This is a genomic window from Nostoc sp. DSM 114167 (genome assembly GCF_052692655.1).
In genome coordinates this window covers 6,252,192-6,278,992 of sequence record NZ_CP195116.1, presented here as the reverse complement: position 1 = coordinate 6,278,992, position 26,801 = coordinate 6,252,192, and the positions used below count along the sequence as shown (strand labels likewise).

The window sequence follows — 26,801 nt, the reverse complement described above, 5'->3', positions numbered from 1 at the left end:
GCGATCGCGTGAAATACTACACAGCAACTTGCTCCCAGTTAGTATTCTCCTCAAGAATATCTATTTGCACTTGAGAAAGTATTTTGGGTAGCATTTGTTGTAAATCATGTAGCACCATTTTGAATTCCTCAGTATTAAATTTATAGTACTCAGTTAAACTGCCGATGGGATAATTAAAGCCCTGATAGCGGTGTTTGAAATACAGTTCAACATTACCTCTATGCTCCCAAGTTCCTAATACTTTAATAGCAGCACTCGAATAATGAGCAAGTAAATCAATTTTTACTTCTGCTACTCGCTTGATAACAGGTCTTTGGGTTACTCCTATTTTGTAGATAATTTCAATATTAGTTTCAATCTCTAAAAAATATAGCGTACAGGATAGAATACGTTGAAGTTGAGCGCGGTAGAGTTTTAAATCAGTGAGCCGATATGCTAAATCTGGAGCGTTTTTGTACTCGGCGTGTTTCAAAGCTAGCTCCAGTTTCAGTAGCTTTTTAAGTAATAGCGGCTCCTGTGCATCGTTGAATAGCGTTAACTCTAGCGCTCCAACGGGAATTTTACCCAAATCACTAAATTCATACGCAGGTGGTTTCATGTAAACATTTTTTCTCAACATTCCTGCTTTGAGTAAACTGGGAGTAACTAAGTAGGAACTAATAGGGTAATTTTTAGCTCCGTACTCCTGCCAAAGCAGTTTTAACTGTGCCAAATCCTTGCCAGATAATTGAATATTGAAATTATCATAGAGTGGCAGCGTTGGAAATTCTCGTTTAGCTATGGGGCGGCAAGTTTGGTCATTATGAGCAAAATGATGCTCTTTCACCTTGCCTTTTTTAGCCGTTAGACCACTATTACAGTAAGGACACTTAAGTAAAGTCTTTCCTCTTTTGATATCTTCAATACATATCAAGATACCTTCTTCATTTACACCATATTTTAGCCACATCGTCATACCATTATTGAATAGTTAAAGTTGCTCTTACAAGTGTGCTTCAACTTTTCAAAAATGTATCTATCTTCTGGATTAGTGTAATGTTGATTTGAAGAATCTAAGTGTAAGAGAGTGAAGCGTAGGCATCTTGAACCGTAAGTATCGCTTTTCTTCATCTACAATACTTAGGGGATTCAGAAATTTTGCACAATTGTTAATAATGTCAGTTTTTATGTTTGAACAGCAACCTGAAGATTTACGATTTTATGTTAAACAGTTAGCTACTGAAGCTGTACAAAAATCAGAACCATCGGCATGGTTTGAGGTGTTATATACCGAAGCTAAAGGTGATACAGCAAAAATTCCTTGGGCAAAGTTAGCTCCTCATCCTTATCTACAAAATTGGTTGACGAATCATGAACCGTTCGCTTCTGGGCAAAAGGCGCTAGTCATTGGTTGTGGTTTGGGAGATGATGCTGAAGCTTTAGCAAATCTAGGATTTGAGGTAACAGCTTTTGATATTTCACCGACAGCGATCGCTTGGTGTCAAGAGCGATTCCCAGATTCGACTGTCAGCTATGTAGTTGCAGATTTGTTAGCAATTCCCTCACAATGGCATCAAGCTTTTGACTTTGTTTTTGAATGTCGTAATATTCAAGCTTTGCCGTTGAATGTGCGTTCTTTGGTTATCTCCTCAGTTGCCTCGCTTGTTGCTCCTGGTGGTACACTTTTGCTGATTACTCGTGTTCGAGATACAGAAGCTGAACCGGATGGTCCACCTTGGCCATTATCAGACTCGGAACTCAAACAGTTTGAAAATGTGGGATTACAGCAAGTAGAAAAACTTGTATTTTTAGAATCTGAGCTTCTTGACATTAAGCAAGTGCGGATTGAATATCAAAGACCATAATTCTTTGATGTCCTCTGAGCGCTAACCGCTTGTATTAATGGATACCCCAAAATTTCTTAGAGGAAAAAAAGGAAAGTGAAGGTGTTGGCGATGCCTACGGCGGGCTTCGCCAACGCTCTATTTTCCTCTCTACGAGACGCTACTCGCGTTCGCTTGATTGAGGGCAGCGTAAAATTCTTGAGAGCAATCTTTTTTGCTGGCTATGAATAGTTGTTACATTGTGCTTTAAATCACTTTATAAGTTCTGACTCAAGGTGGTAAAAGAATTGTTGTTGGATGGTTGTGTCTACACAAGAGTCCTGCAAGAGTTAATTTCTTTACCGCTTTACCGCCTAAGAGACTTTCATGCTCAAACAGATATCTGGAATTTTCACCCTCTTTATTTTAACTTTGGGGTTTGCATCTACATCTGTTGCTGCAACTCCCCGTTCAACTTGGGTGGAAAATGAAATTTACCAATACAACCATCCCTTTGCATCACAGTTACCGCAAGAACTGGCAACGAAGATGCAAAAGATGGCAGCTAGCCCCTTTGCTTTTTATCGGGGAACGGCTCACATCTTCTACCGCGATATGCAAACATTACCGAGTTCAGCATTTGTGAATTCTTCTACTGATGCCATTTGGTTAGAAGGAGATATGCATCTGCAAAATCTTGGGGGAATGAGAGATGGCAACGATAACAACGTTTTTGATACCACTGACTTTGATGAAGGCTATCTTGGCCCCTACGTTTGGGATTTGCGACGTATGGCAGTCTCGATTATCCTAGCAGCCAAAGAGAACGGCCTAAGCTCCAGTGATGCTCAAGATATTGTCCGAAATTTCCTGGATGCTTATCTCAACAAAATGAGCGACTTTAAGGGGACTAACGACGAGCTATCATACCGTTTGCAACAGAGCAATACCAATGGTGTAGTCAAGGATTTAATTCAAGAGGCAGCAGCCAAGAGCCGCTCTAGTTTGCTAAATAAGTACACGCTGCTAAATAGTAGTAGCAATCGAGTTTTTCAGACAACCTCTGAACTCCAGCCTGTATCCAGCAGCACCTACTCAGATATTACTGGGGCTATGAGCAGCTACATCGCTTCAATTTCTAGCAGTAAGCGTTACAGCAATAGTTACTACACCATAAAAGATATTCGTCTCAAATTAGGTTCCGGTACTGGTAGTCTTGGTAAGTATCGGTATTACTTGCTGATTGAGGGCCCAAGTTCAGCAACCGACGACGATCGCATTTTGGAGATGAAGCAGGAAAGCACCAGCGCCGTAGCGATCGCAGTTCCAGGTTTACTACCAAGTTCAGTCTATGGAAATCATCAAGGGGCGAGGGTGACAATCGCCACCAAAGCGATGCTCTCTAATACTGACCCGTTGGTTGGCTACACTACGGTCAGTGGTATCCCCTTTATGCTGCATGAAAAATCCCCTTACCAGGTGGACTTTGACTATACCTTACTAACCACTAAATCAAAATTCATGGATGCGATGGGATATGCAGGTAAGGTTGTTGCTAAGAACCATGCTATCTCCGATCAAGATTACGATGCTAGCATTGTTTCAGAAAGCGTTGACAAGCAAGTGACTGATATCACCAGCGGTAACAAGGCTGTATTCAAAGATGAGATTGTTAACTTTGCTCTAGACTATGCAACTCAAGTCGAGTACGACTACACCAGTTTTGTGAACGCTTACAACAGTGGGGTGACACTCTACTAAACAGAACTGTTGATTGCAATTGTTGAATATGGGTGATAGTAATTACAGGAGTGCGATCGCAGGAGGCATCGCTTAGTTTCCTCTCTGCGAGACACTACGTGAACGCTTGAATTTGGTGGGGCGATCGCTCCCCTAAACCCGTTAACAGCTTTACTTGATTCAGTTCTGGGGGATAATCTACTGGTTTGTAACTCCCAGTAATACCTTGGAACCCAATCAGCTAAACCTATTTCCAGACTAAAACCCACACCAGCACTTTTGACAGAGACATTGGTGATGAGTGCTGATGCCCTGCTGAAGTGGAAGTCTCAGATTTTTAACTATCAACAACGGGTGAGGGAAAGTCAGCCACCACACCAGGCGACGTTATTCGACATTGCACCAAAGCACTACGACCCAGACCAAATTGATCCGCTCTTGCTGCGGGTGGTGTCAATGTCATTTTGGAGGATGCCAGCAGACAGCCCCGGCGATGCGTGTCTCTATTTCATCATTGATTCGGCTGCTTCTCTTGTGCTGTATGTGGGGGAAACCTGCCGGAGTAACAAGCGGTGGAAGGGTATACATGGCTGCAAAGACTATATCGCTAGCTACCAGGATTTACATTATCGCTATAAGTTGCAAACAGCAGTCAATGCTGCGTTTTGGTGGGATGCCTCGGTTGAGAGAAAACCCCGGCAAGAATTGGAATTGAGTTTAATTTTGAAGTGGCGATCGCCGTTTAACAAAGAGAATTGGGAACGATGGGAACAACCATTTAGTTAGTTATGAAAAAGTAAGTAATTCTCTAACTGCACCATGCCCTTTAACAGCAGATTAATTAGTTAATTTTTAGTGATATTGATAGTTATTATTCTGGTTTACCGTACTCATAAATGAAAGGAAACCGTAATCTTTTCTTCTGTTTAATTTAGTGCGGTAATCATCATTTAATTAGGTGAGGATAACCGAATTTACATGAGTTTTAAGCATACTTATTATGAATACATAAGCACAAAAACAAGTGCAAAAACGATTAAACAGAGCTAATTAATGCGAGAAAGAGTTATGGCACTAGTTCGTTACAATCCTTGGCAAGAATTGAACGCTTTTGAACGTCACATCAACGGTTTATTGGGAGATACCAAAGTCCCATCTGCACGGCTTGATAGAGATTTTATCAAAGTTCCGGCGGCTGAGTTGCACGAAACTGATGATGCGATTCTTCTATTGCTAGAACTACCAGGACTAGAGGCTAAAGACCTAGATATTCAAGTCACCCAAGATGCTGTTCACATTAGCGGTGAGCGCAAGTCCCAAACTAAAACTGAAAACAATGGCACTACAAGAAGTGAATTTTACTACGGTAAATTCCAACGTGTAATTCCTCTATCTGCTCGAATTCAAAATACCAATGTCACCGCAGATTATAAAGACGGCATTTTGAATCTGACACTGCCTAAAACTGAGCAAGAAAAGAACAAAGTTGTCAAGGTTAATCTTGAACTTCCTGCTGCCTAATTGGTTGTGAGAAAACTATTCTACCTCCAATAATTGATTGAGATAGCTAAAAGCCCAGTTATGAGATGACTGGGCTTTTTTGTATACGATGTCTACGACGATTGATGTCGCTTGGATTTCCTCTCTACTTTACGAGACGCTACTCGCGTTCGCTGGATTGGGTGGGGCGATAAGCCTACGGCATAGCTTGGCTTACCGCAGAACGAGTAAAAATTCAAATTTTAGTGATGAAGACGAGCTTGGCGCTCACGCAATTCACGAGCTTTTTGTTCACGAGCTTGGCGCTCACGCAATTCACGAGCTTTTTGTTCACGAGCTTGACGCTCACGCAATTCACGAGCCTTTTGTTCACGAGCTTGGCGTTCACGTAATTCACGAGCCTTTTGTTCACGAACCTGCTGTTCATGCAGTTGACGCTCACGAATTAGTTTAGTGTTATTAAAAGCAATAGTATTAGTATTTAAATGTTCATTGCGAAAATTTACAACAGAAGCATTAGCATGAGTTGAAAGAGCAGCAATTGAAACAGAAGCTAATAAACCACCAAGAAGAATAGATTTTAAGCGGTTCATATATCCTTTAATCCTTGTTTTACTTAACTTGTATATTGCCAATATATTCTGCATAATCAAGAAAAGATATCTAGCAAATGTCATCACTTAAACATGACTAAAGTCACTAAGCGCCTCAGTTGAGGAAAATCGGTAATTCAATAGTTGCGATCGCAACTTCTGTTAACATCTACGCACTTCCTCATAGCTTTGAAATCCTTGTGAGTCTTTTAGTTCTTCTTTAATGTGCGATCGCACCTCCAGGGAAATGGTTTTTGGTCGTCCTGGACTTTTACGAAGTTCAAGCAGGGTGCTTAATCCACCAACTCTTTCGAGTTTTAACCACCTCTGCACCGTTATACGTCCTCTACCTAGCACTACTGCTAAGTGCTGTACCGTTTCTACCTGTCGCGTTTTGAGTAAATACAATGCCTGTATTCGTTCTTTACCATATCCAGTTTTTTGCTGTCTCAACAACATTGCGTATTCCTGCATATTTATACAACTTCAAGCGATTACTTGATTAAACACATTTGCGGAACATGATGCCCATCCCACACCGAAAACTTAGCCAATAGCCAAAAATAGCGTAAAAAAGCAATTGATAAGAGCTTAATGCTTTCGCTATTTGGAGCGGCTCAAGAAGAATGTCTAATGAACCATCAAACAGCCTTACGTAAGCGTTCCAAGCTCGAACATTAAAGCCGAACCAGCGTGTATCACCAAATCGGCGCTCAATGAAATCTACAGGCTCCCATCCCTGACTTGTGCCTAAAGATTCGAGAATTTCATGAGTGTATATATGAATGTGGTAAGGGACATGGACAGGGTTATAATGATCGGCTAAGTCAGATCGGTTGAGGTTGATATTAGCAGCGTTAGGTGTGGCGATCAAAATATAACCACTAGGAGACAACAGGCTATTTAACTTGCTTAGTAGTATATTAGGGTCTTCAACGTGTTCGATGACCTCATGGAGCAAGATATAATCAAATAGCCCATGCCCAAGAACTGCTGGATCGCCAAAGCTGTCTTCGGATGCGTAAGGGTCATAACCGTAGGTATTACTAAAGCCACGTTCTCGGAAATATTGTACAAACAGACCGTTACCGCCACAACCATAATCGAGCAAAGAGTGAGTCTTAGAAAACCCATGCTTAATCAACTGACGACATACATTGCTACACAAAATCCGATATCCCTGTGTTAATTTAGCTTGAGCAAGAGGATATTTTGCGTAGTAATGGTCGAGATCCACGACATCTAGACAATGAATCGTCTTGCAATCGGGACATCTCCAAACCTTGAACTTTTCACCCATAAAGGCTCTAACATTACAGGGGAACGTAGAAAATGCAGATTCATCTTTTGGGTCAATGCGATAATCACAAATCACGCATTCAAGGCGTTGCTTGTTTGGATTGACTTGTTTTTGTTGCAACTGCATGAGAATTTACCTGTATTGAATTCGCAATCTCTGTAGATACAGTAGTTATCTCAAATCGGGCGTTGCACAATAGTAGGATGAATTTAGGAAGATAGGAGAATTTTATAAATTGCTAAATCTTTTCTTGATTCTGCAATGCCCGATCAAGTATTGGAGCATAAAAATTGCATTGCGATCGCTAGCATTAAGTTTACTTAAACTTTTTATCAAAGACAAGTGCTGATTCTACATCAGGTGAAGTCTGTGAATAACCCAAGCTATATCGTTTCTATTATGCTAATTTAAGCTTCAATTAGCTTGAAACCCTTACTAGCCAAAGAACTCAAGCAAAAAGGCATTTTTTTTATTCGGAAAGTAGCTCAAACTCTTCTCTAGTATGCTTTCTCTCGTAATTTATTCTGATTTAGCATAGTTTAGAGGATAGAGCCATAACGCATTTTATGAATAAATATAATGTTCCCCAGTTTTCTGCCATCACAAGTTAACCAACTCAAAGACATAGAGGCGATCGCTTTTGTTAAAAGTATTGAAAGAATTGCCTTGACAACTTCTCTTAGTCAAGAGCCAATCTTGACAACCTACATTCACAAAGGTTCGGGAATCACACCAATTTTACTGCTGCACGGCTTCGACAGTTCGATTTTAGAGTTTCGTCTGCTGTTGCCATTACTTGCTACTCAAAATGAAACATGGGCAGTAGATTTATTGGGTTTTGGCTTTACACAAAGACAAAAACAAATCCAATATAGTCCAAATAGCATCAAAATTCATCTTTACAAATTTTGGAAAACTTTAATCAATCAACCTATCGTACTAGTGGGTGCATCAATGGGAGGTGCTACTGCGATTGACTTTACTCTCACTTATCCGGAAGTTGTAAAAGCACTCGTATTGATTAATAGTTTGGGTTATACTTATGCCCCTACTTGGAGCAAATACTTATTTCCTACTTTTAATTCTTTAGCTGTAGAATATCTACATCAACGACACATCTGGGCATTAAATATCGGTAGTATTTTACCTAATTTAGAGCCAAAAGTCTTGTTAGCTATTCAATGTGCGATGCTGCATCAAGAAATGATTGGTTGGCATGAAGCTATGATTTCTTATGTGAAAAGCGGAGGTTATAGTGAATTGGCGGATTCAATTTCCCTACTTGACAAATCAACACTGATTTTATGGGGAGAGACTGATGATATGCTTCCACTAAAAGATGCAGAAAAGTTCCATCAAGATATTGCCAATTCTCGGTTAATCAAGCTGGAAAATTGCGGTCATACACCCCAAATTGAACAGCCACAAATGACATCTCAACATATTTTTCAGTTTCTAAATTATCGGAAATTATAATTATCTTGAGAAATATGAAACGGCAGTGGTTAGAAAATGCTGACTTCTATCTTGGTTAGATAAGTCTGTTTTATGTGAACTTTCTCTCCTCAAGTCAGGCTGTTGCATTGTGGTAGAAAGCTTTCATCTGAGCCAACCATAAACAGCGCGATTCATCCCAAGTGTAAAACATATGCCCACCTTGAAAATGTTTTACAGTCAGATTGGGGCGAATCTGGGGATTTAATTTCATCATATCTGCTAGATGCTTTGAGGCAAAATAAGGAGTGACCAAATCGAACAATCCATGAGCGATGTACACTTGCATATAGGGGTTCAAAGCCATCCCGACGCGCAGATCGTCCACCGAACCTAGAAAACCCTGCTTGAACTCGCCTTTGAGCTCAAATTTCCAAGCTTTGAATGTTTCCAAATTCAGCAGATGGTAAGATAAGTCGGTTTCAACACCTAACGTGTCCCGCAAGTGGCTATTGATTGCCCCGGTAAACAAGCGATCTAATCCATCAAGAGTCGGATCGCTGCCCTCATAATTCACGCGGCCCGGAAAAGGATCGATAGCCGTAATTGATGCGTCGTAAAGTCCTACAATTCGCTGTTGATCTCGCAGCAGTTCCCTGGCAAAGACTTCAATGCCAATCCTTCCTGCAAGTCTTTCAACCAGTTCTACGGGCAAGCCGATTAACCCTGCCATCTGCTGATAGGCAATTTAGCGCTCATCGGGTGTCATGGTATCTCCCATTGCCAGAAGTGGAATCAAGGTTGTGCGAGCAAATTGTTCTGCTGCTGCTATATGAGCTTGTAAATTCCCTTGTTCTGCTACCCATTGGACGCGGTTATGATGAGCGGCACTAGCCGCAAAGGAAGGAATCAGGGTTGCCCAAGCGGTAAGGTTGTAATCGCTACCAGCCAGCAGGCTGAACTCCAAAGCAGGAGAAATCACAATAGCACCGCAAAGACCGACACCAAATTCCTGTTGCAGCTTGCGGGCTAACCTAGCAACCCGAAAGCCGCCATAACTTTCTCCGGCAATAAAGATCGGGGGACAGCCATCGCTGATGACCAGAGAGAAATCGTCCAATGAATTCTCCCAGCGCTTTCAAGTCTCGCTCAACTTCCCAAAATTCTGTTTCCTTGGGTTTGTCTGCCTCACCAGAATTAGCTTTCTCGCTCTGCTTGGTATCCTTATCATCTTGAGGTAAACTACGACTAAAGCCTGTGCCAATTGGGTCGATGAACACCAGGTCTGTAAAGCTTAACCAACTTTCAACATTGTCCACTACCCGAACTGGAGGTTTAGGTAGGCTACCATCAGATCCGAAACAAACGCGCTTTGGCCCTAATGCTCCCATGTGCAGATAAGCAGAAGCTGCTCCTGGACCGCCATTGAAGACGAAAGTAAGCGGTCGTAGCGTGGCTTGTTCAACCTCGGCTAAATAAGCCACATGGAACATTTCCGCAACGGGTTTTTCATTCTCAAACAAGGTTTGCCATTCTGCAAAAGCAGTGTAGCGAATCTGGCGATCATTAAGTGATAGCGTTTGCTCAGTTACACTGGACTTGCGGTTTACGGGTGAGTTAGAAGTATCAGGCATCTTATATATAGTAGTTAAGTAACAAAACAGTGCAAACTGGCAGTAATATCAAACTTTTTTTTGAGAATTCAGTATTAAACACTAATAATATATAACAACACCAGTTTCTAACACATATTGTCAGCGCAACCGCAGCAATCAATAGCATTCGTGCTAACCCCAAACGGCTACTCACCAGACTGCTAATGAATGCCGCCAAAATGTAGCCGCTAATTTGGCTAACAAACAGCGGGGTGACAGATGCTGGAGTCAAGTGTTGACACTCTCACCGCTAATTGCTAACGCAATGTAGCGGGAGATTCTTGTTTCTCAGAAACACGCTTTTTGGTACAAGTACCAACGAGTCTTACTGTTTCTCCACAAGCTTGAATTTCTGCTTGCCCAGCAGTATTTGTTGCTAGTATTCTTATCCCTTCCGCTCTCAAATTCTGTGAGGCATTTTCATCCCTATCATGAGTTGTTTGACAACCTAAACAAATCCACTCACGGATACTCAAATTCAGTAAATCATTTTTATGGCCGCAACATGAACAAAGTTTTGAGCTAGGAAAGAATCTGTCAACTTGAACAAATTTACCTCCCTCTCTTTCTAGTTTGTAGCTGATGAAGTTAAGCAACATACCAAAACCAGCATCATGTATTGACTTAGCTAATTTGGTACGTGCCAATCCTTTAATACAGAGGTTTTCAGCTACTATAACTTGGTGATCGTCAACTAACTTTCGTGAGAGTTTATGGAGAAAATCTTGCCTAGTATTAGATATTTTTTCGTGAACTTTGGCAACTACTTTAACTGCTTTTCGCCTATTGTTAGATCCCTTCACTTTACGAGACAAAGCTTTCTGCCTAATTCGTAGTCGTTTAGCATACTTTCTAGTAGGCTTGATTGGGTCAACTTTATAACAGGTTTCACCATCAAATACAGTTATTAAACTGGCTAATCCTAAATCAATTCCTGATATCTTGCCTTCTTTATTAACTGCTAAATCTTCAGTCTCAAATAAGATGGCAGCAAAATATTTCTCTGAACTTGTTTTAGAAACAGTTACAGATTTAATCTTGCCATTAACATTCTTTGAAAGACTCGCTTTAACAATACCAAGTTTAGGGAGTTTTAATCCACCATTCTTAATTGAACAACTTTCAGGAAATCGAATTGATTGCTTGGAATGTTTGCTCTTAAATTTTGGGAATCCAGTGCGCTTTGCAAAAAAGTTTTTAAACGCAGTTTCCAGATTCTTGAGTGATTGTTGTAGAACGGCAGCAGTTGGTTCTTGCAACCATTCATAATCAACTAGTTTTTTCAATTGGGTAAGGTCTTTAGCCATCTGGCAATAAGTCATGCCCTTACCCGTTTCTTCGTATTGAGTATTGGTTTTATTGAGGTAGAAATTCCAAACAAAGCGGGAACATCCAAAGCTTTTAGCCAAGGATATTTCCTGTTCTCTGTTGGGGTAAATTCTGACTTTCAATACATCTAACATCAATACAACATTGAGAAACTATTGTGAGGCAGTGTGGTCTTGGGGAGCCAGTGCGGTCTTGGGGTTTCCCCAAGTCGAGCATCTGGCGTGGTTTCCCCCATGAACAACTGCCGTGATAATATACTACTTACCGCATACCCTGTCAATATATGTACGATAATAGTTTTAGGTCTGTTTACAGACTTAACGCTCATATCGTTCTAGTCGTGAAGTACCGCAGAAAAGCTATTAATGCAGAAATCCTAAACAGGTTAAAAGAAATAATCACGGATACCCTTAAAAAATGGGATTGTGAACTGTTAGAGTTTAACGGTGAACCAGATCGCGTTCACATATTAATTGACTACAAACCTGATAAACCCCTCTCAACATTGATTGGAAATATCAAAACAGTGAGTAGCAGGTTAATACGTAAAGAATTTCCTTGGTTGGCTAAAAAATACTTTTACAACAAGCCCTACTTTTGGACTGGTGCGTATTTTGTGGCTAGTTGTGGTGGTGTCACAGTTGAGCAATTAAAAAATTACGTTGAGAACCCTTGAACAACCAAAACAATGATTCGCTGCGCTCTGTTTCATATTGGTCGCAATTCATGAGGCAGTGCGGTGGACGGGTTCCCCGGCATAAAGCAACTGCCGTCTCCCGTTACAGTCGCAGACTTAACGGGAGTCCTCTTGCTCCATTAAGGGACTTCCAAAGAATAAATTGTCCCAAAAATTAATCTTTTGGCAGTTACTCAATAATGATAATCATTATTAAGGGGAAGAGAGCGGCAGCCGTCGGCTGCCGCTCTCTTCCCCCCTTTGTAAGCATGAAAAAATCTACACTCGCACGAGCAAGCCGCAAAGTGAAGTTATGTTTATTTAAGACTATAAAGCTGTAAATTACTATTTATAACTTACGTTTTGGCAAAATTAATATCAATAAACCAATTACCCAGATTGGGAAAAAATTCGTTTTGAGAATGAGTCAAACGCTCAATTTGTTTCTCAATTTCCGACATAGCTTTTTTTGTGAGTTTCACTCCGGTGGCGTAAGTTTGAGTAACTAACTTAACAATTGGATGTTTACCCTTCCATGTCATACTAGCAGCCAAGTTTAAAGCCGTTTCTATTTCATCTAAGATGCTGCCGTTCCAATGATTTTCTAATACTGCCCATGTTCTTTCTATGGGATTATATTTGCTATGGTAAGGCGGATAGTAAGCTAAACGTATATTCAATGAGTATTTCTGGGCAAACTCTACTATACGTTTCATAAACTGGGTGCGTCGAGAACTATTCTCTGGCCCATTATCTTGATTGAGCAGTAATGTTTCAACGTGAGAAAAACGATGTTTCTCACTCATCCAAAAATCCTCTAAAATATCAACTATAAAATCGCTTGTAACTTTCGATTCCGTAAAATATAAAAAAAGTTCATCAAGCTCTGGAAGGAATATCCCATAAGGAGTTACGGTTGTTTTAGGATGATAATCATGGTCATCAGCTTCGACCTTAGCCCGGCTTTTACCTCCTCGGTCAAATGAGCTAATTTTGACGCGAGCTTTTCCATCCAGCGACAGACGCAAGACACTTCCGTCAGAAGATGCATTTTGATTTACTATATCTAGTTGCTCAAAGATTGCGTCGGTTTGGGGAATTTTTTTTGAGGTTGAACTTTAGCTACTCGTCTCAAGTTATAGCCTAAGAGGTTCAGTTTCAGACGAATCGTTTCTGACGTAGGTAAATCTTCATTCCTATAATCATACTTTTCTATTAATTGCTTTCTCACTTCGGTAGCACAGAGACGAGTATATAGTCTTTGACTTTTAAAAGTTGGGTCTGTCTGGCTTTGGGAATCTACTAAATTTTTGATATCTTCTAGGAGATTTGGTAAATGTAATTCTGCTTTATAGCGACCTTTTGCGCTCATATTGTCAATACAGGTAACACCACTAGTTAATTCTTTCATCCCTTTACGGATAGTACCTCGATTCCATCCTAATTCCGATTCTGCAAGTCTCTGTCCACCTACACCCAAACCTTGGACTGTTGACGCTATAAACTTACGTTTTGCAGCACCTTTTAATTGAGATGCTGTTTGTTTTAATAGTTGTTTCAGTGAAGAAGTTAATACTATAGACACCTCTGCTGCACCCAAAAATTCATCATTACTGAATTTACTACAAAAAGGAGGGGAGAAAGCGGCAGCCATCGGCTGCCGCTTTCTCCCCCCCTAAAATGATTATCATTATCTTAAATGGGATGTTTTATTTTTTGGAAGTCCCTTAAAAAAGAAGCTTTAAGCCTTGTTTCTTTTTTAATCAAAGATGTTTCTAACTTCTGAATCAGATTATAGAGGCATACAGTTGATCTCTAATGTGTAAGCTGGTGATTTTTTGACTAAAGACTTGTGTGGTAGTGTTATGGATAAATTCTGACTGTACTGCTGCCACTCCAGTGTACCTCCAACACCTAGCATCGTAATATTTGCTTTTTGCGGCAAAATTATTCCTGGAATAGTAACCTTCCCAAACGTTGGCTCATCAAGTAATATTGCATATAATTTTCCTTTATTAGTGGTGTAACGCACTCGAATACGCTCTGGAGTTAAATCTTCTGCTCGTATCCAATAGCGTGAGCCAAAGATTGCTTTACCATTCACATCTAGCCATTTACCCAAGCCTTCTAATCTTTCAAGTTGTACTTTGGATATTGAACCATCAGCCTTTGGCCCAATGTTCAGCAATAAATTACCATTTTTACTAACAATATCTACAAATAAGTCAACTAGTTCATCTACCGAAATCATATTCAAATCAGTATCATTTTGGTTATAGCCGAATGAGTAACCTAAACCCCTTGTACTTTCCCATTTAAGAGGTTCTATTTGTGTAGATTGGCTATACTCAGGTGTGGAAAAGTCAAAGTGCAACCCTAACTGACCACCTGAATCAAAACGGTCATTTACTACACCATCGGGTACGCGATTGTAAAAGTAGGCCATAATTTCATTCGCTTGCCCAATAGGGTAGCCAAGATCGTTCCATAATATAGATGGCTGATAGCGGTCAATCAATTCGCGCCAATGAGCATTCGCATAATCTGCATAGGCTTTTTCCTGAATAATTGCTCCCACTAACGTATTGAAGTCTGTGATTGTTGTATCTTTAAAAGACCAATCAAGACCACCAGAATAATACACACCCATCCGCATACCTTCTTTGCGAACAGCTTGTGTTAGTTCGCCTACAACATCGCGTGTTGCCACTCGCCCTGACTGGTTTCTAGTTTTACTAGGCCACAACAAAAAGCCATCATGATGCTTCGTTGTTAATACAACGTACCGCGCACCCACTTTAGAGAATAATTTTGCCCATTTCGAGGGGTTCCAATTTGTTATGGCTGCATTAAATCTGGGAATAAAGTCATCATAGGTGAAGCCTTCACCATAGGTTGTACGATGGTAGTTATAGGTAGGGCTGCCCTCAAGTTTCATGGAGTTGTAATACCATTCCGAGTAAGGGTTGTTCTCAAACCAATATTCCCAACCACGCTCTGCAACGACTTTGTTCAGTTCCCCAGTTAGTGGTGCATAGCCAGGTACAGAATATACCCCCCAATGGATGAAAATTCCGAGTTTCGCATCCTTGAACCAGTCTGGAACTTCATGCTTCGATAGCGATTCAGTTGTTGGCTCATAAGTTCTTTGTGCAAGGGCAACAGAAGTGAACAAGTTCAAAAATATTGTTAACGATAATGTAGCAAACAGCGCGCGTACTAAAAACTTAATCATTACAAGGTTCCTTATTGACAACTTTCTCAAACTTTAGAATGAAAGTATACTTAGTCATTTTTATCAACAAGCACTGGATGTTAAGTTTAAATCTATCAAATAGTGAAACTAAAGCTATTTGTTTCCTGAGTAGTATCTACTGAATATTAAACTCATGTACTGCCTTATTCTACTTGATGGCAAAGGTATTGTTTAGGATACTATATTTTCAACCACAACTGCACCCAATTAATTTTAATTATGCAGAAAATTATGGGCTTCATTGAGTTTGTTGGCTGATTCTTCTAATAAGCGTTGTTCATGAGCATTTCTTGATAACAGCAGTTGGCGCTCAATACCTGTTGAGCCAATGATACATGGAAGTCCAAGAACAACTTCACTGCCAACTCCATAGTTAGAATCTGCTCTGACGGATACTGGAAATATCTGCTTTTCATCTCGCAGAATGGTATCAACTAACTGACAAACTACTGTTGATATGCCATAGCTTGTATTTCCTTTACGTTCAAAAATGTTATAGCCTCGTTTACGAGTTAACTGTGCGTACTCTTGCTGAATTTGTTCTAGCGTTGCTCCTTGTGGTAGGGGAAATTCAGTTAACAAAATTCCCCCAATAAATGCACTAGACCAAACGACAAATTGACTGTCTCCATGCTCTCCAATCACATAAGCATGAATGTCTTGTTTTGCAACATTCAGTTGCTTTCCAAGTTGATATCTCAGTCTAGCAGTATCAAGAACGGTTCCCGAACCGAAAATTAGGTTTTCTGCTCTGGTGGAAGTAGCGATTGCAATCCGCGTGAGTACATCCACTGGATTGCTAATGATAATTACGATTGAATTCGGTGCAACTCGATCTAATTCTTTGATTGTCGAACGTATAATCTCTGCATTGTCGCTCAATGTATCTAATCGAGTCTGTCGAAGTTTCGGCTGCACCCCAACAGTCACAATAATAATATCTGAATCAGCTAAATCTGCATACTGGTTTGATGGTATAATCTCCATCTCTTTAAGTAGGGGAATGCTGTCTTCGATATCCCATGCTTGCCCTTCAGCTTTTGATAAGGTTCGGTCAAAAAGCACAACCCTTACACATCTGCCAAGTAAAACTAAAGCATTTGCAACGTCTGCACCTACATTACCTGCACCAATAATACCGACTTTAGATGTTTTACTAATCATGCTATATCTACTTGACCTTCAATAGTGAAATGTCGTTTGTTTGGTAAGTCCTGGGATCTGCAATTGCTGTCTTATTACAACTTGGAAAACAATATATTTAACCCTTCGGTCATCGTGGGATGAGTCAAAATACCATCGCGCAGAACGGTGTAGGGCATCTGAGCTTGCATTACCATCTGTACTGTTGAAATCACTTCACCTGCTTCATGACACAACAGGGAACACCCTAGAATCCGACCTGTTTCGGTATCCACGATCGCCTTCAGAAGTCCATCGGTTTGACCGAGTGTTCTTGCTCTGGGAACGGCTGACGCATCCACCTTCGCCACGCGGATAGCATATCCTTGTTGCTGTGCTTCAGTTTCAGTCAAACCCACATGAGCCAGTTCTGGATCGATGAATAGACTTGATGGAACCAATCGATCGCGTGTACTCCGGTTGCCCCCATCAATTAAATTAGCTTTGATAATGCGATAATCATCGAGCGATATATGAGTGTATTGCGGGCCGCCATTGATGTCGCCTAACGCCCAAATTCCCGGAATGTTCGTCTCTAAGCGATCGTTAACTTGAATAAATCCGCGTGTATCGGTTGCAACACCAGCAGCAGCTAAATTTAAGCTCTCAGTATTGGGCGCACGACCAACGGCGACGAGCAAATGCGACCTTTGGAGGGTGATTTCACGATCGCCAACTTGGATTTGCAGGACGGTTTGATTATCAGTGCGAGTAACCCTCAACACCTTCGCCTTCAGTAAGAATTCAATACCATCTTTTTCTAGCAGTGTTTGAACTGCGATCGCTATATCTGGATCTTGCTGTGACAGGATTTGCTCATTTTGCCCAATGATAGTAACACCAGAGCCAAAACGCCGAAACATCTGGGCAAACTCTAAACCAATATAGCCACTACCGAGAACGATCAGGTGTTCAGGCAAATGTTCTAGCTCCATAATCGACTCACTCGTTAAAAATCCAGCTTCTGTGAGTCCGGGAATCGATGGAATTAACGGTCGTGTGCCTGTATTAATAAATAACCGTTCGGCGGTAAGGAAGTGATTGTTCCCCTCAGTCGTCGTTACTTCAATTGTTTTGGGAGCAACAAAGCGGGCTGTACCAATGATCAGTTCGTGACCCAAAGCAGTTTCTAAATTGTGCAAGTTCATTTCACGCGCAGATTGTACAACTGTTCGTTTTCGTTGGATCACCTCTGCTAAATTAACGATGGGTGTATTAGCTTTAACACCATAAACGGCACTATTTCGTACTGTGTTTGCCACATTAGCACTCGCCACCATAGTTTTAGTAGGAATGCAAGCAATATTAATGCACCCGCCACCAATCATATTTAAGCTGCGTTCAACCAGAGCGGTTTTACGTCCGTCAGCGACTAACGCTGGTGCAAGTGTTTTACCCGCTTTGCCACAGCCGATAATAATGTCGTCATAGTGTTGAGCGTTCACTTCCATATCCTTTGAGTTCGAGCGGGTGAATACGATTTCAACTTTTTCTACAAGCTTGCTTCATCAAGATACGCTTGTTTTTATACACCTCTAAAGTACCAGACTGCGGGTTATCTAACGTGCCATCCCACACCCAATATTCATAAATTCCACTCCGAAACTTATACACTCGAACACCTTCTGTCGCTTGGCTAGTTCCTTTGCCCAAACTTAAATTACCGTTGGAACTGGTCGCGCGATAAAGCAGTTCACGAGAAGTATAATTCTGCCAAATATTGATGTTGTACCCACCCTGGCATTTTGTACTCAGGAGGAGGCCAGCAGTAGAATCAGCAGAAGCTCTTAAGGAAAAATTAGCTAAGATACTGATTGGCAGAGCCAGGAGTAACGCGGATGTTTTCATAAATCTTGCAAAATTAATAAGTTTGACATTTATTTGAGACTTTGACACCAGTGGCTAAATGCTGTTTCAAAAACGCCAAGGTGCGATCGCGTGCTAATTCTGCGACTTATTGGCGATCGGCAGAATTAAGTGCTCGATCGATTAAAGGTGCAATGATAGCGATATTTTTCACCAACTCATCACAGAGAGAAAATCGCTGTTTTAAGTAATTAGGATCGTTGTAACTCACCCAAACCTTGCCGTCAGTCGCTTCCCATGCCAGTACTTTCAGGGGTAAATCCAGGGCGATCGTGGGTTCTGCTACCATGAGGGAAGTTCCGGCTTTCGGGTTGCCAAACAGCAACAACTGTGTAGGACACAGGCTTAGTCCGACTTTTGCGGCTTCAGCCTGTTGATCGATGCGGGCAAAAATGGTGATGCCTTTTACTTGAAGGACGGCTTCTAATCGATCGATGGTTACAGGCACTGAATATTGACTGAGCTGGCTAATGATGCCGTTGTTTGCATTCATAGCAGTGGATTTCTTGTAGGATAAAACTGGACGATCTGGTTCGTTGAGCTTTTCAAAGATTGAGGTCTGACAATCCTGGATGCTCGTCGGGACGACGACCTAGTATCCAGTGGTATTTGCGATCGCTTTGGTGAATTGGCAGGTCGTTGATGCTGGCAATACGCCATCGCATAAATCCGTGTTCGTCAAACTCCCAATTCTCATTGCCGTAAGAGCGAAACCAGTTGCCGGAATCATCATGCCATTCGTAAGCAAATCGGACAGCAATGCGGTTGTCTTGAAAAGCCCAAAGCTCTTTGATTAGACGGTAGTCCAATTCTTTAAGCCACTTACGTGTCAAGAACTGGACGATCGCCTCACGACCAGATAGAAATTCTGAGCGGTTGCGCCAAATGCTATCCGACGTGTAAGCGAGTGATACTAGTTCAGGGTTACGTGTGTTCCAAGCATCCTCTGCAATTCGGACTTTTTGGATGGCGGATTCACGATCGAAAGGTGGCAGGGGTGGTCGAGGTTTTTCGGGGTTGTTCATAGTATGTAAGCACTAGAATCGCAATTCTCGTTTCGAGAGGCTTTGCCAACGTCTCAGCACGGTTGAATTAAATTTACAGCAGATTTCAAGTTGGTGAAGTAGACAAACTAATACCAATTCGCAATTCGCAATTCGCAATTCGCAATTCGCAATTGAAAAACTCAGATTTAGCAAGGCTTTCCTTGGTTCCATCTGTTGCTGTCTTTTGGAGAATTGGTATAAGTCCCAAAGCCAGGTATGAACTTTGTTTTACTTCTGGATTCTGCTGTAAGTGCCTGCCGACCGAATTACCTCAAAAGCAGTTTAATACAGATCGATGAATACCACCCGCGATGTGCAGCATTTTTCCAGATGCCCCCGTCACAACTGCAATTTTCCCTCTAATGGTACGCCAAGGCAACGCAAGCGGGGAAAAGGGGAAGGTGGAAAGGGTTTAAATCCCTTACCCTTTTCCCTTTAACCTTTACCCAACCTCCATCTAACATTTTTGGGTTGGTAGACTACTAGTTTTTTCATGATGATTTCTTAGGATCGGGCAGCGTGAACTCCACAGTTTCGCTAGTGATGACTTTGTGTGTGGGGTCAGCTAGTTCGATCAGCACCTTGTGCGCGCCAGGTTCCAGTCCGACCAGGATAATCGTTTCGCCACTGGAATCGACAAAGTGCCACGGCAAATCGTCAACGGTGATGTGGATATGACCGATGCGCGGCGATACTTCGAGAGCACCTTTGCCAAACACTGGCAACACACGCAAATTCTCCGTCCGGTACTGGATAAAGACGCGACCCTGAGCTAGTGGTTCGGGAAGCGGTGGATCGACAATCAACTTGGGTGGTGCTTCGTTTTCAATCGCAATCAACGGTGACGATCCGATAATGTCCCTAGCAGTCGGTGTGTGGCTGTTCATAGCAGGTAAGTACCCGATAGTAGTTTAAATATAACGATCCATTTGAAGGTGAAACGGCACAGAGTTATCGCATCAAAGAAACGTTAACGTTTCTTTGATGCGAGTTCCCAGACCGCAGTTGCGAATTACCCTTTTTTCCTACGCTAACTCCGTAAGCAGCAAAGCGATGGAGGAGAGTCTTTTCCTTTTCCCAAAAATATCGATCGCATCCTATTGCAGATATTTCTTCAATTGGGCAGCAGCTTGAACAAACAAAGAGCGCACTTGTGGCAGATCGGCTAAACCATTGAGCAGTCCAAAGTCATGAATCATGCCGTTGTACTGCACCGTTGTCACCTCTACCCCAGCTTCATCGAGCTTGCGTCCGTAGGCTGTGCCTTCGTCATGCAAAATATCGCTCTCTGCAACCACAATTAACGCTGGAGGCAAGCCTTTGAGTTGCTCAACCGTCGCCTGTAAAGGAGAAGCATAGATGTCTTTGCGCTTTTCTGGGTCAGCGATGTACATATCATACATCCACTTCATCGCGGGTGCGCTTAAGTACCGTTTGTCGCCAAATTGATGATAAGAATTCGTTTCAAAATCGGCATCGACGATCGGCCACATCATGATGTGTAGCTTGATGTGTGGCCCTCCGTTTTCTTTCGCCTTCAAAGCAGTGACTGCTGTCATATTTCCGCCGACACTGTTGCCGACCACCGCCAGATTCTTGCCATCCACCCCAATCTCCTCACCATGCTCGGCAACCCATTTGGTCGCAGCATAAATCTCATTGATCGCCTGTGGGTACTGAGCATCTGGCGTGCGCGTGTAGTTGACAAAGACCCCTGCAAACCCTGAAAGCACAACCAGATCGCGCACCATACGCTTGTGTGTTGGATAATCACCCAACACCCAACCACCACCATGAATAAAGATGAAAACAGGTAATGTGCCTTTGATACCTTCCGGTCGCACGATATTGAGCGTAATCGAATAACCGTCAGCAATAATTTTCTTCTCAGACTCTTCAATGCCTGAAAGGTCTACGGTCACAGAAGCCTGTGCATCCACGAGTACTTGACGTGCTTCGAGTGGAGGTAATGTCTCTAACGGCACACCTCCTGAATTCAGCACTTTCAAAAATTCCTTCACCCCACTGGAAAGACGTGGATCGTCGGCAACTTCCAAAATTTTTGCTGCTGGCGAGTTTGTTTGAGCAACCATGACATTCTCCTTTGATAAGTAGTAAAAAATCTGTTGAAATGACACTGTTAAGTGAATTGATTTAACAGTGATACTTGATTCAGCAGTGATTGTGGAATGACAATCACTGAAGAGGCAGAGGGGAAGGGGGCAGGGAGCAGGGGGAACAAGCCCTTCTCCTCTGCGCGGAGCGAACGCGAGTGCGTCTGGTAGAGAAGCGGAGCATGGGTACGTTCGCGGAGCGTCTCGGAGAGAAGCCCCGCCCTTCTAGTGCGTTCTTACTGGGGCGGAGTACAAGCTCTGTCTCAGTTTTCCCCCTTGCTCCCTGCTCCCTGCTCCCCTGCCTCTTTTGACCTAGCGAGTCGCTGCCTCGATCGGTTGTTTCCACACCGCAGCAGCATAGAGCGAGTTCTCAAAATCGGGGGCGATATCGCCTGTGATACGTGCCTCATGATGCGCCCAGTCCTCAAAGAACAAGTCGTGACTGATGCACGATACTATTGCAGGTATGTCGCGGCGGATGCTAAATATGTCACCAATTGGCAAGCCGAAGCTGACGAAACCAGCAGGATTAAATACGTGAATGTCTTTGAGATAAGGGGCAGTGCCAGGTACTTTTTCTAGGAATTCACGGGCGTTACCCAAGTAAGGGTGCGTTCCTAAATAGTCGTCGCGCAGGTCTTCTGGTGGCTCGTAGCGATCGCGCCAGAGAGCAATGTGCTGGGCAAAGTCGGCTAGTTCGGGACGCTTTGTTGGGTCAACGAAGTAACCAGTGCCAGCGATCGCAAAATCAAACTCGAAAACATCATCATTCACCTGAATGACAATGCGTTCGCCCATTGCCTGTGCCGATTTCCAAGGTGCAGATAGGTGTATGTGAAAGTTCGGGAAGGCGATCGCTCGCTCAATCGCGTTCCGTGATGGTGTGGAGCCTGCTCGACGAAAGCGCCAAGCTTGAAACCAGCGGGCTGCATCGGGTAATTGGGGATAGTTGCAGTAAGCACCAGGATATTCCCGTATCCGAAGGATTGGTAGAGATGGAAGCGCCGACCGCCGTACAAATAGGTGTACTGCCTTAGCTCCCGATTCCAGCGCCACTCCTGCTGCATCGAAAGCTGAAGCCGCCCCACCCAGCACTGCCACAGTCTTACCGCGCAGTGCTTCAAAATCGATGGCATCGGCGGTATGTGCGTACAGCGTGCGTGGTAAGTCAGCCAGTACTGGAGGTATGTATGCACCACCAGTGCCAGCCACGCCATTGGCGAAGATAATTTTGCGCGTAGTCTCTACCTGTGGGACACCGTTTACCTCAAGGTGTAGGCGGAAGAAACCATCGGCTGGCTCAACCCGCACCAACTTCGTCCGGTAACGAACCTGGATACCGAGGAAGTGCCGATACCAACTGAGGTACTCAGCCCATGTCACTCGCCCAATGCGATCGATCGCTGCGTAGGCTTCCGTCCCGTGCCGCGCTTCGTACCAGGCTTGAAAGGATAATTCTGGGATGCCTAGTTCCGGGCCAGGAACATTTTTCGGCGTGCGGAGCTTTTCCATCCGCGCTCGCGTCAGCCACACGCCTGCATGAGCCTCGTCATCGGCTGCATCGATCGCCGTCACGCGACCGATGCCAGCACGCCGTAGCGCAAATGCAAAGGCGCTACCGCTGCCGCTGCCACCGATTATAGTGACATTGCGATCGATGCCAGGGCGATCGGGCACCCAGTTTTCGGGATCGGGGCCGAGCAGGCGTAGTGCCTCGCGGGCAGCAAAATCGGAATCGGTCGTTGTTGTCATCTCGATCTCCTCAGATAGTGAAATGCGATTGTTTATTCGGGTCGATCTATCTCACATCCTGACGACCAAAGAGGGGAAAAGGGTAAAGGGGAAATGGCGTAAGAAAGAGTTTTTAAACATGGAGAAGGAAAAAAGATGTATTTCCAGATACGTAGTAAGAGGAATACAGCCTCATAGTATCAAGCCCGTAACTTTAGTTATGGGGTTCCCTTTCCCCTTTAACCTTTACCCTTTTCCCTTCATCTTTAAATCCTTTTGGACTTCAAATCTGTGCCATACCACCATCGACAAACAACTCAATGCCGTTCACAAAGCTGCTGTCATCTGAAGCGAGAAAAACAACGGCTTTGGCAATCTCATCGGGTGTGCCGACTCGTCCTAATGGAATAGTGACAGCTTGGCTGTCCACGAATTCTTGCAACTGCTGGTCATTGAGTCCCAAACCATCGTAACCAGGAGTCGGAACCACACCAGGGCTAATAGCATTCACTCGGATCTTGCGTTCTCTGAGGTCGAGTATCCAATTCCGAGCAAACGATCTCACGGCGGCTTTGGAGGCACTGTAAACACTGAAAGCTGGCGTACCTTTTATAGAAGTAATCGAAGCATTGAGGATAATAGAAGCGCCCTCTGGCAACAGTGGTAGTGCCTTTTGTACGGTGAACAGTAAACCTTTAACGTTTATGTTAAATGTTTTGTCAAAGTGTTCCTCAGCGATCGCTCCAAGTGGGGCAATTTCTCCAACGCCAGCATTAGCAAAGATGATATTGAGGTGTCTTTGCTCTTGCTCAATGGTGGCAAACAGGCGATCGAGGTCTGCCAAATTAGAAACATCACTCTGCACAGCCGTAACATTTTTACCAATGGCTTCTACAGCAGCATCCAGTTCGACTTGGCGACGGCCTGTGATGTAGACATAAGCACCTTCAGCAACAAACTGTTTGGCAGTGGCAAGACCAATACCACTATTGCCACCCGTGATAAGGGCAATTTTTCCTTCCAGTTTTCTTATCATGCGCGAATCCTCTGATTGTTGGGTTTAAAGCGGTCAGTTGCTAATGGATAGTGGAGTTAGGAGGAAGAATAGTCAGCCCGTATTGAGGAGTAAGGGCGATCGTCTTTCGTATTTTAACTTAGTGCCATTCCTTACATCTCCTTTGATTACTCTGCTTGATGACGCTGCTTGAGACTTACAACAAGGTCAGTCACTTGACGTTGAGCCTCTGCGCTCAGTGAGTCAAAGTCGTCTAAGAAGAATTGACGTTCTAGCGTTAACTTCCGGGTATTGAGTAACCCTTCGATCTGCCAACCTTCGTTGCCTTTCGTTACGACGTATAGCGGCAGCGAATCTCGTGACGGTGAAGTTTCGGTTTGTCCGGGCAGTATTACCCCGATCGCTACGAGCATGAGCGCGAGTTGCGAGTTCACGAAGCGGACAAAATTTACCTCACCCTCCAGGCGCGTTCCTTTAACAACTGTGTCGAACGTTTGCTGATGAAATGCAGCGATTTCTTTTCGACCCTTGAGATGCGTACCCTCGAACGTGATGAAATCGGCAGTTTCGCTGAATGGGGCAGCGAAGCCTTCGCCGCTACCTCGATTCCAAGCATCAATCATCTGGCGAGAGAAAGCACGGATTGCCGACTCGTCAGCAATAGTGGTGGTTTGAGCTGTTTGTAAATTCATAGTTTTGAGTTTTCCTTTTAATTCAGAGGGTGTGGGGTGTAGGGAACCCACATTTAAAAGCATGGGATTGAAGCAATGACGCTGTATTTCGAGACGCGCAGCGCGAGAAATACATCTTTTTTTTAAACTGGGCTTGTGACCCAGAACTCAAGTTTTTTATTTCTACACCCTACACCCTACACCCCACACCCTTTTCTTTGTGATAAACCATTCTCAAGCAGCATAGAGGGGTTTATTGGCAATGCTTTGTGAGGTACGCTCCGCTTTAATTAAATCTGCCGCTTTTTCGCCAATCATGATGGTCGGTGCGTTCGTATTTCCCGTGACGATCGTGGGCATGATGGAAGCATCAACAACTCGCAATCCCTCAACCCCATATACCCGCAACTTAGGATCGACCACTGCCATTCGGTCAATGCCCATTTTGCAAGTGCCAACCGGATGCCATACAGTGCTGCAAGTGTCCCGAATGTAAACTTCAAGTGCTGCATCACTCTGAACGTGAGAACCCGGAGCAATCTCCTCACCATGAAAATCATCAAAGGCACTGGTCTGAAACAATTGCCGCATTAATTTAACTCCCTCAACCAACTTTTGCACATCGGCTTGACTTTGTAGATAATTCATCCGAATGCTTGGTGGATCTTTGGGATCAGGCGATTGGGCACAGCCCACGCTTCGCGAACGCAAACTAACACTGCCAACATTTTGGAAACGGGTAAGAGAGACTGCACCTGTAAATCCAAAATCAGCAGGAGTATAACCAGGTGACAAGAATTGAATCGGGCCGAAGAAGAACTGCAAATCAGGTGCAGCCTCCACATTCTCCTTGCTATGCAAAAATAATCCGGCTTCAACTCCATTACTAGTGATAGCAGGGTGTATATCTTGAGTAACTTCTTGAACGACAGAAGTGAGAATGTGATCCTGAAGGTTTTGACCGACACCCGGCAAATCTGCAACAACAGAAATTCCCATCGCTTGCAGATATTGTGCATCCCCAATACCAGAAAGCATTAGCAGTTTGGGCGAATCAAACGCACCCGCACTTAAAATCACTTCTTGGTTGACTCTAACCTGGTGGAGCGTACTTTCATGCAGATATTCCACTCCCACACAGCGAGTGCCTTCAAACAGCAATCGCGTCACCAATGCCCCTGTCGTTACGGTCAAATTAAGACGATGGAGAATAGGTAGGAGAAAAGCAGAGGCAGCACTGTGCCGTTTACCATCTTTGACCGTTAACTGATAGAATCCTACCCCTTCTTGCTGTACACCATTAAAATCAGGATTGTAGTTGTATCCCATTGACACACAAGCATCTACAAAGCGTTGAGAAACCACAGCAGGGGATATTAAATCGGTAACGCTCAACTCCCCATCAACCCCGTGAAATTCTGATGCGCCTCGCTGCTGGTGTTCTGATTTCTTGAAATAGGGCAATACATCAAGGTACGACCAACCGGGATTTCCTAATTCCTGCCAGCGATCGTAATCGTGAGGATTGCCCCGGACATACATCATGAAATTAATCGAACTGCTGCCCCCTAAGACTTTGCCACGGGAACAAAACATTTTGCGGCCCTTCAGGTAGGGTTCCGGCTCAGAAAAGTAACCCCAGTCAACTTCAGAGCCTATTAGACTAAAGCATTGCGCCGGAATTTGAATTTCTGGTTTTGTAGCTGGGTTGCCCGCTTCGAGGAGTAATACGGTTGTGTCACAGTCTTCGGTTAGACGATTGGCAACCACACAACCAGCCGAACCTGCACCGATTACAATGTAGTCATAGTGACTCATAGCATTCATCGTTCATCTCCCTGATGTGCGAATGGTTAGTGCAATGCCAATGAATGTAGCTTTTGAATGGCTG

General features: G+C 43.3%; 27 protein-coding genes. 6 read left to right on the top strand and 21 right to left on the bottom strand.

Translation table 11 applies throughout. The features are described 5' to 3' along the window. Positions 1-16 precede the first annotated feature (16 nt). The gene (locus NSTC731_RS26565) at positions 17-955 is read right to left on the bottom strand and encodes a GIY-YIG nuclease family protein (RefSeq protein WP_445627565.1); all 939 of its coding nucleotides are present in this window, start codon (positions 953-955) and stop codon (positions 17-19) included. A 211-nt stretch (positions 956-1,166) separates the two neighbouring features. Here NSTC731_RS26565 and NSTC731_RS26560 point away from each other — a divergent pair, with 211 nt between their 5' ends. From NSTC731_RS26560 to NSTC731_RS26545, 4 genes are all read left to right on the top strand, one after another. Further along, positions 1,167-1,844 carry a class I SAM-dependent methyltransferase gene (locus NSTC731_RS26560; protein WP_445632173.1) on the top strand — a complete coding sequence of 226 codons (678 nt, stop codon included), beginning with the start codon at positions 1,167-1,169 and terminating at the stop codon, positions 1,842-1,844. Between the two features lie 345 nt (positions 1,845-2,189). After that, complete coding sequence (locus tag NSTC731_RS26555; RefSeq protein ID WP_445627564.1) at positions 2,190-3,563, top strand: DUF2252 domain-containing protein; 1,374 nt, start codon at positions 2,190-2,192, stop codon at positions 3,561-3,563. 276 nt (positions 3,564-3,839) lie between these two features. After that, entirely contained in the window at positions 3,840-4,328 is a 489-nt protein-coding gene (locus NSTC731_RS26550) for a GIY-YIG nuclease family protein (RefSeq protein WP_445627563.1), read from the top strand. A 282-nt stretch (positions 4,329-4,610) separates the two neighbouring features. Beyond that, positions 4,611-5,063: an Hsp20/alpha crystallin family protein gene (locus NSTC731_RS26545; protein WP_445627562.1), complete on the top strand. Its 453-nt coding sequence runs from the start codon at positions 4,611-4,613 to the stop codon at positions 5,061-5,063. A 221-nt stretch (positions 5,064-5,284) separates the two neighbouring features. On the opposite strand, the gene NSTC731_RS26540 is transcribed toward NSTC731_RS26545, so the two are convergent. The 3 genes from NSTC731_RS26540 to NSTC731_RS26530 form a co-directional block, all read right to left on the bottom strand. Then, positions 5,285-5,719: a hypothetical protein gene (locus tag NSTC731_RS26540; protein ID WP_445627561.1), complete on the bottom strand. Its 435-nt coding sequence runs from the start codon at positions 5,717-5,719 to the stop codon at positions 5,285-5,287. 78 nt (positions 5,720-5,797) lie between these two features. Continuing rightward, positions 5,798-6,109 carry a helix-turn-helix domain-containing protein gene (locus NSTC731_RS26535; protein WP_445627560.1) on the bottom strand — a complete coding sequence of 104 codons (312 nt, stop codon included), beginning with the start codon at positions 6,107-6,109 and terminating at the stop codon, positions 5,798-5,800. A gap of 28 nt (positions 6,110-6,137) precedes the next feature. Next, complete coding sequence (locus tag NSTC731_RS26530; protein ID WP_445627559.1) at positions 6,138-7,061, bottom strand: methyltransferase domain-containing protein; 924 nt, start codon at positions 7,059-7,061, stop codon at positions 6,138-6,140. 453 nt (positions 7,062-7,514) lie between these two features. Between NSTC731_RS26530 and NSTC731_RS26525 the strand changes: the two genes are divergently transcribed. After that, positions 7,515-8,411 carry an alpha/beta fold hydrolase gene (locus NSTC731_RS26525; RefSeq protein WP_445627558.1) on the top strand — a complete coding sequence of 299 codons (897 nt, stop codon included), beginning with the start codon at positions 7,515-7,517 and terminating at the stop codon, positions 8,409-8,411. A gap of 94 nt (positions 8,412-8,505) precedes the next feature. Here NSTC731_RS26525 and NSTC731_RS26520 read toward each other — a convergent pair whose 3' ends face one another. The 4 genes from NSTC731_RS26520 to NSTC731_RS26505 all read right to left on the bottom strand — a co-directional run bounded on the left by NSTC731_RS26520 (position 8,506) and on the right by NSTC731_RS26505 (position 11,487). Beyond that, positions 8,506-9,102, bottom strand: coding sequence for a hypothetical protein (locus NSTC731_RS26520; protein ID WP_445627557.1), 597 nt, complete (start codon positions 9,100-9,102; stop codon positions 8,506-8,508). 15 nt (positions 9,103-9,117) lie between these two features. Beyond that, complete coding sequence (locus NSTC731_RS26515; protein WP_445627556.1) at positions 9,118-9,489, bottom strand: hypothetical protein; 372 nt, start codon at positions 9,487-9,489, stop codon at positions 9,118-9,120. Then, positions 9,404-10,003 carry a S10 family serine carboxypeptidase-like protein gene (locus NSTC731_RS26510; protein WP_445627555.1) on the bottom strand — a complete coding sequence of 200 codons (600 nt, stop codon included), beginning with the start codon at positions 10,001-10,003 and terminating at the stop codon, positions 9,404-9,406. The genes NSTC731_RS26515 and NSTC731_RS26510 overlap by 86 nt, the downstream gene beginning before the upstream one ends. Positions 10,004-10,281: 278 nt before the next feature. Beyond that, the gene (locus NSTC731_RS26505) at positions 10,282-11,487 is read right to left on the bottom strand and encodes an RNA-guided endonuclease InsQ/TnpB family protein (protein ID WP_445627554.1); all 1,206 of its coding nucleotides are present in this window, start codon (positions 11,485-11,487) and stop codon (positions 10,282-10,284) included. Positions 11,488-11,636: 149 nt separating this feature from the next. Between NSTC731_RS26505 and tnpA the strand changes: the two genes are divergently transcribed. Further along, positions 11,637-12,029 carry an IS200/IS605 family transposase gene (gene tnpA, locus NSTC731_RS26500; RefSeq protein ID WP_445627553.1) on the top strand — a complete coding sequence of 131 codons (393 nt, stop codon included), beginning with the start codon at positions 11,637-11,639 and terminating at the stop codon, positions 12,027-12,029. Between the two features lie 356 nt (positions 12,030-12,385). Here tnpA and NSTC731_RS26495 read toward each other — a convergent pair. The 13 genes from NSTC731_RS26495 to NSTC731_RS26435 form a co-directional block, all read right to left on the bottom strand. Beyond that, a protein-coding gene (locus NSTC731_RS26495; RefSeq protein ID WP_445632172.1) for an ISAzo13 family transposase occupies positions 12,386-13,608 on the bottom strand; the annotation gives its coding sequence in 2 pieces (ribosomal slippage) (positions 12,386-13,128 and positions 13,128-13,608; 1,224 coding nt in all). Positions 13,609-13,821: 213 nt separating this feature from the next. Continuing rightward, entirely contained in the window at positions 13,822-15,264 is a 1,443-nt protein-coding gene (locus NSTC731_RS26490; protein WP_445627552.1) for an alpha-L-fucosidase, read from the bottom strand. Positions 15,265-15,498: 234 nt separating this feature from the next. Further along, positions 15,499-16,449 carry an L-lactate dehydrogenase gene (locus NSTC731_RS26485; protein WP_445627551.1) on the bottom strand — a complete coding sequence of 317 codons (951 nt, stop codon included), beginning with the start codon at positions 16,447-16,449 and terminating at the stop codon, positions 15,499-15,501. 74 nt (positions 16,450-16,523) lie between these two features. Further along, a complete protein-coding gene (locus NSTC731_RS26480; RefSeq protein WP_445627550.1) occupies positions 16,524-17,918 on the bottom strand; it encodes a mercuric reductase in 1,395 nt (464 codons plus the stop codon). A gap of 31 nt (positions 17,919-17,949) precedes the next feature. Next, positions 17,950-18,315 (bottom strand): hypothetical protein, encoded by a 366-nt coding sequence (locus NSTC731_RS26475; RefSeq protein WP_445627549.1) that lies wholly within the window; start codon positions 18,313-18,315, stop codon positions 17,950-17,952. A gap of 106 nt (positions 18,316-18,421) precedes the next feature. After that, complete coding sequence (locus NSTC731_RS26470; protein WP_445627548.1) at positions 18,422-18,826, bottom strand: DUF302 domain-containing protein; 405 nt, start codon at positions 18,824-18,826, stop codon at positions 18,422-18,424. Positions 18,827-18,878: 52 nt separating this feature from the next. Further along, positions 18,879-19,358: a nuclear transport factor 2 family protein gene (locus NSTC731_RS26465; protein WP_445627547.1), complete on the bottom strand. Its 480-nt coding sequence runs from the start codon at positions 19,356-19,358 to the stop codon at positions 18,879-18,881. A 512-nt stretch (positions 19,359-19,870) separates the two neighbouring features. Then, entirely contained in the window at positions 19,871-20,266 is a 396-nt protein-coding gene (locus NSTC731_RS26460; RefSeq protein ID WP_445627546.1) for a DUF6130 family protein, read from the bottom strand. 210 nt (positions 20,267-20,476) lie between these two features. Continuing rightward, entirely contained in the window at positions 20,477-21,472 is a 996-nt protein-coding gene (locus NSTC731_RS26455) for an alpha/beta hydrolase (protein ID WP_445627545.1), read from the bottom strand. A gap of 333 nt (positions 21,473-21,805) precedes the next feature. Further along, positions 21,806-23,245 (bottom strand): NAD(P)-binding domain-containing protein, encoded by a 1,440-nt coding sequence (locus NSTC731_RS26450; protein WP_445627544.1) that lies wholly within the window; start codon positions 23,243-23,245, stop codon positions 21,806-21,808. Positions 23,246-23,507: 262 nt separating this feature from the next. Continuing rightward, entirely contained in the window at positions 23,508-24,257 is a 750-nt protein-coding gene (locus NSTC731_RS26445; RefSeq protein WP_445632171.1) for an SDR family oxidoreductase, read from the bottom strand. A 149-nt stretch (positions 24,258-24,406) separates the two neighbouring features. After that, on the bottom strand, positions 24,407-24,931 hold the full coding sequence (locus NSTC731_RS26440) for an SgcJ/EcaC family oxidoreductase (protein WP_445627543.1): 525 nt from the start codon (positions 24,929-24,931) through the stop codon (positions 24,407-24,409). Between the two features lie 213 nt (positions 24,932-25,144). Continuing rightward, positions 25,145-26,728, bottom strand: coding sequence for a GMC family oxidoreductase (locus NSTC731_RS26435; protein ID WP_445632170.1), 1,584 nt, complete (start codon positions 26,726-26,728; stop codon positions 25,145-25,147). Between the last annotated feature and the right edge of the window lie 73 nt (positions 26,729-26,801).

Excerpts from the sequence above, each read along its gene's own strand:
- NSTC731_RS26565 (WP_445627565.1), bottom strand. The coding sequence starts at position 955 with ATGACGATGTGGCTAAAATATGGTGTAAATGAAGAAGGTATCTTGATA.
- NSTC731_RS26560 (WP_445632173.1), top strand. The coding sequence starts at position 1,167 with ATGTTTGAACAGCAACCTGAAGATTTACGATTTTATGTTAAACAGTTA.
- NSTC731_RS26555 (WP_445627564.1), top strand. The coding sequence starts at position 2,190 with ATGCTCAAACAGATATCTGGAATTTTCACCCTCTTTATTTTAACTTTG.
- NSTC731_RS26550 (WP_445627563.1), top strand. The coding sequence starts at position 3,840 with ATGAGTGCTGATGCCCTGCTGAAGTGGAAGTCTCAGATTTTTAACTAT.
- NSTC731_RS26545 (WP_445627562.1), top strand. The coding sequence starts at position 4,611 with ATGGCACTAGTTCGTTACAATCCTTGGCAAGAATTGAACGCTTTTGAA.
- NSTC731_RS26540 (WP_445627561.1), bottom strand. The coding sequence starts at position 5,719 with ATGACATTTGCTAGATATCTTTTCTTGATTATGCAGAATATATTGGCA.
- NSTC731_RS26535 (WP_445627560.1), bottom strand. The coding sequence starts at position 6,109 with ATGCAGGAATACGCAATGTTGTTGAGACAGCAAAAAACTGGATATGGT.
- NSTC731_RS26530 (WP_445627559.1), bottom strand. The coding sequence starts at position 7,061 with ATGCAGTTGCAACAAAAACAAGTCAATCCAAACAAGCAACGCCTTGAA.
- NSTC731_RS26525 (WP_445627558.1), top strand. The coding sequence starts at position 7,515 with ATGTTCCCCAGTTTTCTGCCATCACAAGTTAACCAACTCAAAGACATA.
- NSTC731_RS26520 (WP_445627557.1), bottom strand. The coding sequence starts at position 9,102 with ATGGCAGGGTTAATCGGCTTGCCCGTAGAACTGGTTGAAAGACTTGCA.
- NSTC731_RS26510 (WP_445627555.1), bottom strand. The coding sequence starts at position 10,003 with ATGCCTGATACTTCTAACTCACCCGTAAACCGCAAGTCCAGTGTAACT.
- NSTC731_RS26505 (WP_445627554.1), bottom strand. The coding sequence starts at position 11,487 with ATGTTAGATGTATTGAAAGTCAGAATTTACCCCAACAGAGAACAGGAA.
- tnpA (WP_445627553.1), top strand. The coding sequence starts at position 11,637 with ATGTACGATAATAGTTTTAGGTCTGTTTACAGACTTAACGCTCATATC.
- NSTC731_RS26490 (WP_445627552.1), bottom strand. The coding sequence starts at position 15,264 with ATGATTAAGTTTTTAGTACGCGCGCTGTTTGCTACATTATCGTTAACA.
- NSTC731_RS26485 (WP_445627551.1), bottom strand. The coding sequence starts at position 16,449 with ATGATTAGTAAAACATCTAAAGTCGGTATTATTGGTGCAGGTAATGTA.
- NSTC731_RS26480 (WP_445627550.1), bottom strand. The coding sequence starts at position 17,918 with ATGGAAGTGAACGCTCAACACTATGACGACATTATTATCGGCTGTGGC.
- NSTC731_RS26475 (WP_445627549.1), bottom strand. The coding sequence starts at position 18,315 with ATGAAAACATCCGCGTTACTCCTGGCTCTGCCAATCAGTATCTTAGCT.
- NSTC731_RS26470 (WP_445627548.1), bottom strand. The coding sequence starts at position 18,826 with ATGAATGCAAACAACGGCATCATTAGCCAGCTCAGTCAATATTCAGTG.
- NSTC731_RS26465 (WP_445627547.1), bottom strand. The coding sequence starts at position 19,358 with ATGAACAACCCCGAAAAACCTCGACCACCCCTGCCACCTTTCGATCGT.
- NSTC731_RS26460 (WP_445627546.1), bottom strand. The coding sequence starts at position 20,266 with ATGAACAGCCACACACCGACTGCTAGGGACATTATCGGATCGTCACCG.
- NSTC731_RS26455 (WP_445627545.1), bottom strand. The coding sequence starts at position 21,472 with ATGGTTGCTCAAACAAACTCGCCAGCAGCAAAAATTTTGGAAGTTGCC.
- NSTC731_RS26450 (WP_445627544.1), bottom strand. The coding sequence starts at position 23,245 with ATGACAACAACGACCGATTCCGATTTTGCTGCCCGCGAGGCACTACGC.
- NSTC731_RS26440 (WP_445627543.1), bottom strand. The coding sequence starts at position 24,931 with ATGAATTTACAAACAGCTCAAACCACCACTATTGCTGACGAGTCGGCA.
- NSTC731_RS26435 (WP_445632170.1), bottom strand. The coding sequence starts at position 26,728 with ATGAGTCACTATGACTACATTGTAATCGGTGCAGGTTCGGCTGGTTGT.